The following is a 10,366-nucleotide window of genomic DNA, read 5'->3' on the forward strand; positions in this document are numbered from 1 at the left end:
CACCCTTCAAGATGGGTTCAATAATGTCGCTGGCTTGCGTGGGGTAATCGCTCAGATCGCCATCGACAAACACAACGATATCCACGTCATCGAGCACTTCAAGCGCCGCAAGACAGGCGCTGCCATACCCTCGCTGTGGCGCTAGAACAACCTCTGCGCCAGCAGCTTGGGCAATTTCGGCAGTTGCATCGGTTGACCCGTTATCCCCTACAACAATGCGGTCAACAAAGTCGGGAATTTCTTTGATAACTTGCCCGATGGAAAGGGCCTCGTTCAGTGCAGGGATCACCACACCAATGCGTTGATCATTCAACATGAGACGGTCCTTTCCTAAGAAGTTTCCAGCCAAGCAAGCCCCAAACAGGCACCCATATCACCCAGACCACGCCATAGCGGTAAAGCGCGCTTTGATCGATCTGAGCGAGGGGAAAATAGCTATAGTGCAACCCAATCAAAACGCTCGCGAGCAACAACGCTGGATGTGGGAAAATGCACAAGAACGGCAGTAACCACAGCGCATACCAAGGCGTCACAGAGGGCGACAAAAGGAACAATGCGGCAGTAATAATAAAGATGGAGCGCGCCATACCGAACGGCGTTTCATTTTGGCGCAGGCAGGTGATGATGATGACACCGCTCAGTGCCAGTCCCAGAAGCACGCGGCTGAGCAATGCAGGTGCGTCAATGCCCAAGAGACCGCCCAAACCCTGAGCAAGAAAATCACTTACAAGAATAGCCGAGGAAGACGCAGCCCAACCGCGCGCGAAGGCAACGAAACCAGAGGTTTCTGTAAGGCCTGCTGAAATGACAGGCCACATCATTACGGCGGCGCCGACGCCGAACATGATAACGCATTGCAGCGCTAAGACGGGCGAGCGGCGCAGTGACCACAATAGCGGCGCCATCAACAAAAGCGGCCATACCTTTACACCGAAACCGAGCACCAAGAAGATCGTTGCAATACGATAGCGCGCCGCCATTGCTGCCCACAACGCAGCGAGGACAAATACCATCAAAGCAGGCTCTAAATGGGCTGAATTAGCGACTTCCTTTATCGCTAATGGATGCCACCAATAAAGTGCAGCCCACATTTGAGATTGGCCAAGCGCGCGCAAAATGCCAACCAAAAGGGCAAAGACGCTGATGTCTGCAAACAACAAAACAACGCGCCACCCTTCCAGCGAAAGCGGCGATATCCAGTAGCTCATCGCGAAGAACATTTGCGCGACGGGTGGGTAGACCGTGCGATATTCTGGATGATTGATCCGCTCAATCACAGGCCAAGCCGTTTCAGCCAAATCCCAATAGGCCGGTGCTTCAACAACTGCGTTCAGAAAGGAAAGCGGAGCGTAAAGGTAAGGCGACAAGCCATTCGCGAGCAGCGCACCATCCCAGAGGTAGCGCTGATAGTCATCTTCCAAGATTGGCACCGCCCCAAACTGAACAATGCGCGCGGCGATTCCGATTATAAAAACGAATAGGAAAAGCGGCCATTTTGAGGTTGAGTCTGCAGCATGCAAACGCATGACAATCGCATAAACTACGAAGGCTGTACCGCCGATAAGTAGACCCAAATACGGAAGATTGGGAAGATCGGCGCTCGCGACTTCCTCCGAAAAACTGTGACTGAGCCATGACAGCGTAGTCGACAACGCCACGACGCCCAGCCCAAGCGCATACCACATCCATGCGAGCGTATCAGAGCTTGGGCGTGTCTGTGGCATTGCCTACTTCATTTCATCAGTTACGGAAGCTACCACCGTGGCTTTCACGCGTGACGCGCACCCGCTTTTTGCGTTTTTGCTGACGTAGCAAACGGCGCTTTTCAGCTTCGGTCAAAACCGTCGTATCAGTTTGTTGAAAGATTGCATCATTCAGCCCAAGACCGGACGCGACCTGCGTCTGAAGTCCGTCCTGTTCGGCCAAAGCAACGCCGGACACGAGCGTCGACGCCGCCACAAGGGACGCACCAGCAATCATACGTACGGTCGGTTTATTATTAGTCATGGTTGTTCTCCTGCGGAAGCAAACATTGGATTCGTGAATTGAAGAAACCATAGGCGCATAACATTCCTTCACGCTATTCAACTGGGATCACGTTCAGGTGTTTGAGTTTGATTTGCTCGCATTCACCGCCTCGTGTCATGGATCGAGGGAACCGCGTCTCCTCAGGAAATGTCCAATATGTTTAGATCAACTCTCGCCATCGCTTGTCTTTTATTTTTGCCCGCAGGTGCATTGATGAAATGGTCCTCCTTCGCGCCAGAGGCTTGGGAATACTGGGAGCTGCATGACGCAACCTCGACCGAAACCATCAATCATGGCGATTGGGACAGCTTGCTCAAAGACTACGTTAAGCCCGATGAAACGGGACTGAACCGATTTGCGTATGGCGCGGTATCAGACACTGATAAGGCGAAATTGGCATCCTACATCGACACGCTAGAAACTGTGGAAGTCACCAGCCTAAACCGTGACGAACAGCTGGCCTATTGGCTAAACCTGTACAACGCACTGACCATCAAAGTTGTCTTAGATCACTACCCGGTCTCGTCTATCAAAGACATCGACATCTCTGGCCTTCTCGCAAATGGCCCATGGAAAGCGGAGCTGATCTTTGTTGAAGATGTTGAAATGTCTCTCGACGCGATTGAGCACGAAATCCTGCGCCCTATCTGGAACGACCCTCGCATTCATTATGGCGTGAACTGCGCCTCTATTGGGTGTCCGAATTTGCACACAGCTGCCTTTGAGGCCAGTACAGTGGACGACACATTGACCACACTCGCGCGTGATTTCGTCAACCATCCGCGCGGTGTTTCCTTCGACGGTGGCGACGTGATCGTGTCCTCGATCTACAGTTGGTTTGCTGTGGATTTCGGCAACAGCAATGCTACGGTTCTGGAACATATCAAAACCTATGCCGATCCCGAATTAAAGGCGCAGTTAGACACGATTGATCGCATCTCGGATCACAGTTACGACTGGACGCTGAACGAGTAATCTGGCGCGATCACGCTAGAAGTTTCGCGTCAGTCCAAAAGAGACGTATTTGTTGGTATAATCGGCCAGCACATTGTTCGACTGATTTCGCTCCAGCCCCATCAAAAGCTGAGGTGCGAATGCACCGATACGGATATTGCGATGATGAATCGAGATATCCAATCTGGTCTTTCGATCCTTTCGCGGCTCTTTGAAAAAGAACGGACTAAATCCTTCACGCTCGTCCACCGAATGGCTGAGCGTTAGCCCAGTGATTAACCCACCACGAAATGCATATGTCCCGCTTACGCTAACGCCCGTTGTTTGGCCCGCTGCGGTAAGATCCGTGCTTTTTGCAATCTGGTGAAATGCGCTCGCGGTGATCTGGGCATTGGCTGAAATACCATGTGTGTAGGACAGTTGCACAAAGCCAATGTCATGATCCGGTGCTCCGCTGATATGTTTGGTTTTGGTCAACTTGGTATTGAGATTGAAATACCCGCGTGCACCACTGGGTCGACCATGATCGAAATAGAGACCTGTGGTTTGTGAATACGATTTTGCCGCGCTCCAACGCTGTCCAAAAATCAATCCGCCTTCATAGGTGCTTTGCGTCTTGTTGGTGAACGATAGACCTGTTCGCGCAATCGCGGCGATATCACGATAGGCAATGGCCTTGTTGAATTTCCCCGAAAGATCGAGCCGAAAACGCGCCGTCAATCGATCATCAAGTTTTGCGCTATAGGCTATGCCTGCATTCGCTTGCAAACTGACCCCAGGCTGACGCGTAGTATTCAGTCGAAAGGGAAGACCGCCAATGATGATCGTTTCATTGTCCGTCTGACGGTTTACGTTGCTTTCCGGCAAAAGGCTAAAAGACAGGTAGCCAGTCAAAGGATTGCTATCATCAATTTCAGCAAGGACACTGTTCACCGCTTGGCGCGCGCCATAGCTGAGCTGGGTTGAGCGTAATTGTGTCAAATGATGTTTGGCGCGAGCGTAGTTGTCGACCTTGCTCAAGGCCAACGCCAACTCAAACCGGTAATCAATATTGTCAGGATCGCGGTTCACCAAAATCTCAAGCGGTGCAAGCGCCCGTTGAAAATCGCCGTCCTTCACAGCACTGAGTGCCGCATCCCAAAGTTCTTGATCACTGCGATACTGTTCGTCTTGCGCAGCCACAGGCAAGGCAAGACTGACAAAAAGCACCACACCGGTCGCCCAAAGCTTGATCGCTTTGGGCAGGTTTTTAAAACCGCGAAACATCGGTTAGTCCTTGTCCGCGTAGAAGGTGCCGCCAGTGATAATCGTGGGGTTGTTGGCAGGTGTGATACTAACGCCGGTTGAACCTGTAACGCTGGCACCATCTGCCCCTTTGAAATCACCCTGCATTGTCATGATCGTATTGCCAGACAAAGTGTCTGTAGGATCAGTGAGCGTTCCACGCAGCTCTGTTGAAAGACCTGTGAACGTTGTGGGTTGTCCGGCGATATTCAAATTGGTCGTACTAATCGCGTTCACGCCATTTGGTGCGTTCGCCGTAGAAAGCGTCCCAGCGATATTGGTTTGCACACCATTCACTTCACCAGCGATGTTGTTCACAGTCGATGAAATGGGCCGCGCAACATTCGGAGTGAAATCAATGGTCATTGCCAAGTCACCGGTTACGGATTCATTCTGATCGGCGGCATTGGCCCCGGTCAACACATTGACTTGGCCTGAATAGGTCGCATTGCCTGTAATCGCTGTTTGCGTCGGCAACTGACCATTCGCCGCGTTAAACGCAGTTTCATAAGCAGAGAGCGAACCACCTCCACCTGTGCCACCGCCAGTGCCCCCCGATGTGCCACCGCTCGTGCTGCCACCGCTGGTGGTTCCCCCACCTGATGTTGCGGCTGGTGTACCCCCCGATGACGATGTGGTGCCTGTGACTGACGGGTTTGAAATGCAGCCCATGAGCATGGTCGACATCGCCAACGTAGCAGGCAGAAAGAACTTATAGGAATGAGAGTTCAAGGTAGTCTCCTTTGCAATTTTGCAGGTTAAAAATCAGGTCATTGCTGGCCCGCAGAAATGCGCGCCTAGTGGGTGTGGGTTTGAAGTCGGAAAGTGGTGCGCACAGCTTTTGGTTCCGCCAAAAGCGGATCGGAATGTCTGGCCCTTACAAAAGATGCGCGCACCTACGCGTGTTTTAACAAACACGCGTATGGCTTACCGGCGCTTGGGAATCCCAGTTGGGGAGCTGGAAATATAGTCACCAGTAAATATGGATTGTTGAGAAAAGTTGATTGGAAAACGGCTTTGAAAAAAGCGATCCAAGTAGAAAGAACAGAGCATAATTTTACCAAATTTAGAGTTTGCTAATTGCCCAAATGGGCCAGACGCTAAACTTTTGTCAGATGGTCAAACTTTTGAAATCACCCCTAGGGGTTAAGTCCCCGAAAAAACGCTAAAGTTTCGTCGAAAACCTGATCAAACCCGCGATAAAGCAGATCTGATCCATAACCTTGCATGATAATCAAAGGCGGTTGACCTTGCTCTTTCAAGAACTCGGCAACGAAAGACGCATCGAGAATTTGATCTTCTGTCCCATGCATCCAATGCTGCGGAAAGTCAAAGTGGCGGTACTCCTCAAACCAATCCAGCATCGCCGATTTACCGTCCCAGATCATGCCATCTGGGCTTTGTGAGGTAGTATGCAAAAACCCTAATTCAAACAGGTTGGCAATATCTGGTTGCTTAAGCGCATCTTGCTCGACGCCATTCTTTCCAAAGAACTGCCGGAAGTAGGGCACGGGACCTGAGATACGCCATGTGCGAAACCCTACCCTGAGCATCATCTCCAAGAGTTTTGGCGCATGCAGCACCGTTGCTGCAGCGACCCGAGTATGGCGGTTCATCTTGGACAACATATGCGGGCGAATTGGAACACCAGCCCCATTCATCGCAGCCCCCAACACGCGACCCTTTAGAGCGCCGGCCGCACGACATGCAAAACTGATGCCTGCCTGATGTACCCAAAAGATCATTTTGTCGACGCCAAGCTCGTCAAGCACAGCAACGGTATCCGCAGTCACAGTCTCATCGTAATCAGGCCATCGCACCGGTGGCGACGAGCGTCCAAATCCTGGGCGCGAAATACAAATCACGCGGATGTTTTCAGCATTAAACCGTTCGATCATTTTAGGCGAAAAGAACGGCCCCAAAACCAAGCCATGCCAGAACACGATGGGCAGGCCATCTGGCGCCCCGTATTCCCACACTTCCACAGAGCGCAATTGCCCAACCGGCATCATTTTACTGCCAGACATCGGTGCGTGCGGAACGATAGGCGCTATCATGTCCTGCACGCGCGAACCACGTCCTAAAAACGCATAGGCGAGCGCAGAGGTATGGACATCCGACATTTGAGCCGCACCAAATTTACGCAGAATCGACTTTGCTTGCGCTTTGACGGTCTCTTTTGATTTGCCGAGCCGCTCCGCCGCTTTCACCTGCGATGCCCCGTCCAGAAGTTCGAGCAAAACTTCGATTTCGGCATCGCTTACCCCGTAGTCTGAAGAGGCGAACGACAGCAATTCTTTCGTCCATTTGACGTAGGAAACTGTAAACTGAAGAACGGGGATGTAGTTCTCATCATCTGTAAATGTTTCGAACTTGGTACATCTGGCGATCAGCACATCTTCCCGATGCTCCAACACAAAGGGCAAAACCCGCACCCCTTGAAAGACACCTGAACGCACATCTCTGAGCAAGGCGCGAAGCTCATTTTGGCTTTCGGCTGTAAAGGGCAGTTCGTTAAAATCAACGGGAAAAGAGACGCCAAACAATGCTTCAGCAGTCGCATTGCCCGTCACAATTTCCGAAGTCATCTCAACTTGAAAAGATGCCAAATGTGAGTCTACGTGAGATGTCGTTTCCGCCGTCGCATCTTTTGAACCAACAGCGCGCTCGATCCGGTCAATGTGTTTTCGAAACGCATCAAACGCTTCTAAACTGGCTGGAATATCATCCAACAAACCACGTCGGTCAGATTGAGAGAAAAAGAAAAGATCAGACGCCTTAATAAGATCGCCTAAGGGTTCGTCGCCCTCAGCGGCGACGTAAAGGTGATCCAAAAGTTCGAGCATGCGCCCCATAGTTTGGGGCGCTATGTCTTCCGACATAAAAATCCAGACGTCATCAAAATGTGTTTTATCGACCTTCCATTACCCGACCTGAAGGTGCAACACTGTTTTTCGACGAAACTGGATCAAACACATGACGCGAACGTATTACATGCGTTTCATGTGACACGATCAAGATTTCGCAGTGTCATCCGCATTTAGATTCAGATGCGCGACACCGCTATTGCCTAGCTCAACTGATGCAAACGGACCCCCATGATGGGTATTTCCTGGATCATGCGGATCAAGGGTTTCGTTTGCTGCATAAATCTCTTTTGCGAACTGCTCAGCGTTGTCCTTTGGTTTGTACCCCAGATGCCGCGCGCCGCTGTTGTCGACAGGTGCGCGATCATTGTTCGACACACCATACACAATCGAAAAACCAGTGATCGGTGTATCAATCGCGCGTTGGACGAGATGGATAAGATCATCATAAGACAACCACGTCCCAACCGCGCGGGGATTAGACACCTGCGCACAGGACAAGATGCGCATACAGACAGATTCAAGGCCACGCTTGTCCCAATACATGCTCGCCAAATCTTCGGCGAAGCATTTCGCCAACCCATAGAACGTATCAGGCTTATGCGGCGCATCAATACCAATCGCATCGGTCTTTTTGTGCATGCCAACCGCGTGGATCGATGATGCATAGACAACACGGCGCACTTTGTTGCGATAGGCCGCTTCCCAGATGTTATACGCCCCGATGAAATTCGGCCCCAGCAAGGTTTCAAACGGTGCCTCGTCGCCAATTGCACCAAAATGGATAACCATGTCAGCGCCCTCTAGTAACTCAACCATTGCATCCAGATCAGCGAGATCCGCTTGAACATAGGTTTCATTGGCATGCCGCGTATCTGGCGCATCGACAATATCTGTGGACACAAGAGTCTCGCACATTTTCGACAAAGGTTCGCGCAGATATGATCCCAAGCGACCAGCAGCGCCTGTCAAAACGAGTTTCTTCATGGGTTTTCTTCCTCTAAAATTCTGTGACGAGCGCCACCTATTACGGCAACTTACTTTTTACGTGGGCCAACGCTGCATCTGATGCCTTAGCAAGCAATGCCGCATCCATGCCACAGGCGACAAAGGTAAACCCTTCATTCAAAAGCTCTGCTGCTTTGTCGGGATCAAAGACCAACGTACCAACAGGAACGCCTTTGGCGATCAACTTGGCAGCAGTGGCTTTGATTTCTTTCCAAACATCTGGGTGCGTCGGCTGGCCGAGCAGGCCCATATCAGCAGCAATATCTGCCGGACCGAAAAAGATGCCGCTGACGCCTTCCACTGCGGCGATCTCTTCTGCCTGTGCCATCGCGGCCTGCGTTTCAAGCTGCAGGATGACACTCGTTTCCTCATCGACGCGTTCAGCATAATCCGTTACGCGGCCAAATTTCGTCGCCCGCGTTGTCCCAGAGAAACCGCGCGCACCATTTGGTGGATAACGCGTTGCTGCGACGGCGCTTTTCGCTTCTTCTACTGACTGGATCATCGGGAACAAAATACCCGACGCTCCAAGATCAAGCAGCCGTTTGACAGCCACCGTATCGTTCCATTCGACCCGAACAATTGCTGTGGTGTTGGTCGCGGCAAATACCTGCAACTGCCCAAGCGTGCTGAGATAGTCATTCGGGCTGTGCTCCATATCGACCACGACCCAATCATAACCCGTTGGTGCAACCACCTCCGCCGCGAAATTACTGCAGAGCGTCACCCAAAGGCCGATCTGTTTTTCACCAGCAGCAATCGCATGCGTGAATGCGTTTTTCTTCAGTTTCATCAGATGATCGCCTTTTCAATGATAGGTCGGTTTTCTGGAATACGCGCATAGTTGTACGAACTCAGATCAAGCGCGCGATACTCCCCATACGTCAACCATTCCGCCGTGCCGCGCCCCATTGCTGGCGATTGCTGCAAACCATGGCCCGAAAACCCGTTGAGAAAGATAAAATTGCTGACCTCGGTATGCGGCCCCATGATCGCGTTTTGATCAAAGGTGTTAAACGCATAATGCCCAGCCCATTCATTCACGACTTTGATCGCCTCGAACTGGGGAATGCGCCCTGCGATGATCGGCCAAACATGGCTTTCCCAACGGTTATGATCCATCGCGAAATCATCAAAGGCCACCGCGGGATCAGGGTCAGCAGGACAACCCGCCAAATATGTTTTTGGGCCATCCTGACGGAAATGAACGCCCGATGGATCGATGGTGAGCGGCAAGTCTTGATCCAAGGGCTGCGCAGCCGAGAAAATCCATGTGAAGCGTTTGCGTGGCTCAACAGGAATATCCAACCCCGCCATCTGCGCGGTGCGCGCAGCGCGCGGGCCTGATGCGTTGACCAACTGTCCGCAGGCAATCACATCACCAGAGGCAAGCGTGACGCTTTCTACTTTGGTGCCAGCCGCATTTTTGGAAATCGCGACAACCTCGTTCGAAATATACTCGACACCACGATCCTGCGCAGAGCGGCGCCACCAGTCAAAGACAGTGCCTCCGTCCCAATACCCCTCATCCTTGAGGTTAATGGAGCCAAGCACCAAATCATCAACGTCATAGAATGGGTAGCGCGCCTTGATCTCTTCAGGCGTCAAAAGCTGGGTTTCCGCGCCCGCATCGAGCTGCACGGTTTGATTGTCGCGCAAGACATTCGCAAAGTCGTCGTTATCGGCCAGATACATGTAACCGTAGTTCTGGATCACTTGTGCTGGAACTCGATCATCGCCAATACGTTCGGGCAGGTTCTTTACAAAATCTGCAGCAAACTGACTTATCTGAACATTCAGCTTTGCCGAAAATTGTTGTCGCATACAAGAATTGGTGTGCGCAGTAGACGAAAATTCGTAACTTGAATCACGCTCTACAACCAGAGCAGAGCCGTCGAAATCAGGGTTGTCTGTCAAGAACCAAGCTGTCGACGATCCCATAATCGCGCCGCCGATGATCACGACGTCATAGCTGTTTTTTTGCGGTGTTTGCGTCTTCATATGCTGTCCCCTTTTGCGACGGCCGCCGCGATCTCGGTGATGTCTTTAGATGATAGACCATAAACTTCCGAAGCTGTTTGCTCAGAAATATAGCCTCGCGCCAAATCACGCTTTACCAGTTCAGGTGACCGTTCCGCCGGATCACCGTAGCCAGCGCCCCCCGGGAAGGCCATGACAACCTTGCGCCCGTGCGGCACGAATTGTTTGCCCTTACCGTTCATTGC

At 51.7% G+C, this 10,366-nt stretch carries 10 protein-coding genes and 1 pseudogene; 1 reads left to right on the forward strand and 10 read right to left on the reverse strand.

What is annotated here, in order from left to right; all coding sequences use genetic code 11:
• The 3 genes from ABJQ89_RS10995 to ABJQ89_RS11005 form a co-directional block, all read right to left on the reverse strand.
• The coding region (locus ABJQ89_RS10995; protein ID WP_348496283.1) for a glycosyltransferase at positions 1 to 316 on the reverse strand (316 nt) is incomplete at its 3' end.
• Positions 306 to 1,724: a hypothetical protein gene (locus tag ABJQ89_RS11000; RefSeq protein ID WP_348496284.1), complete on the reverse strand. Its 1,419-nt coding sequence runs from the start codon at positions 1,722 to 1,724 to the stop codon at positions 306 to 308. The genes ABJQ89_RS11000 and ABJQ89_RS10995, both read right to left, overlap by 11 nt.
• 16 nt (positions 1,725 to 1,740) lie before the next feature.
• On the reverse strand, positions 1,741 to 2,007 hold the full coding sequence (locus tag ABJQ89_RS11005; protein WP_348496285.1) for a hypothetical protein: 267 nt from the start codon (positions 2,005 to 2,007) through the stop codon (positions 1,741 to 1,743).
• 234 nt (positions 2,008 to 2,241) lie between these two features.
• On the opposite strand from ABJQ89_RS11005, the gene ABJQ89_RS11010 reads away from it, so the two are divergent.
• Entirely contained in the window at positions 2,242 to 3,003 is a 762-nt protein-coding gene (locus tag ABJQ89_RS11010; RefSeq protein WP_348496286.1) for a DUF547 domain-containing protein, read from the forward strand.
• 15 nt (positions 3,004 to 3,018) lie between these two features.
• Here the strand turns inward: ABJQ89_RS11010 and ABJQ89_RS11015 are convergent, their stop codons facing one another.
• From ABJQ89_RS11015 to ABJQ89_RS11045, 7 genes and pseudogenes are all read right to left on the reverse strand, one after another.
• Positions 3,019 to 4,248 (reverse strand): surface lipoprotein assembly modifier, encoded by a 1,230-nt coding sequence (locus tag ABJQ89_RS11015; RefSeq protein ID WP_348496287.1) that lies wholly within the window; start codon positions 4,246 to 4,248, stop codon positions 3,019 to 3,021.
• Positions 4,249 to 4,251: 3 nt separating this feature from the next.
• Positions 4,252 to 4,998 carry a hypothetical protein gene (locus tag ABJQ89_RS11020; protein ID WP_348496288.1) on the reverse strand — a complete coding sequence of 249 codons (747 nt, stop codon included), beginning with the start codon at positions 4,996 to 4,998 and terminating at the stop codon, positions 4,252 to 4,254.
• Positions 4,999 to 5,405: 407 nt separating this feature from the next.
• Positions 5,406 to 7,148, reverse strand: coding sequence for an alpha/beta fold hydrolase (locus ABJQ89_RS11025; protein ID WP_348496289.1), 1,743 nt, complete (start codon positions 7,146 to 7,148; stop codon positions 5,406 to 5,408).
• Between the two features lie 132 nt (positions 7,149 to 7,280).
• A complete protein-coding gene (locus ABJQ89_RS11030; protein ID WP_348496290.1) occupies positions 7,281 to 8,120 on the reverse strand; it encodes an NAD(P)-dependent oxidoreductase in 840 nt (279 codons plus the stop codon).
• Positions 8,121 to 8,160: 40 nt separating this feature from the next.
• Positions 8,161 to 8,934: an aldolase/citrate lyase family protein gene (locus ABJQ89_RS11035; RefSeq protein ID WP_348496291.1), complete on the reverse strand. Its 774-nt coding sequence runs from the start codon at positions 8,932 to 8,934 to the stop codon at positions 8,161 to 8,163.
• The gene (locus ABJQ89_RS11040) at positions 8,934 to 10,142 is read right to left on the reverse strand and encodes an FAD-binding oxidoreductase (protein WP_348496292.1); all 1,209 of its coding nucleotides are present in this window, start codon (positions 10,140 to 10,142) and stop codon (positions 8,934 to 8,936) included. The genes ABJQ89_RS11035 and ABJQ89_RS11040 overlap by 1 nt, the downstream gene beginning before the upstream one ends.
• Positions 10,139 to 10,366: pseudogene (locus ABJQ89_RS11045) on the reverse strand (hydantoinase B/oxoprolinase family protein); the annotation flags it as partial. The pseudogene ABJQ89_RS11045 and the gene ABJQ89_RS11040, both read right to left, overlap by 4 nt.

It is taken from the genome of Planktotalea sp., assembly GCF_039984035.1.
Classification (GTDB): domain Bacteria; phylum Pseudomonadota; class Alphaproteobacteria; order Rhodobacterales; family Rhodobacteraceae; genus Planktotalea.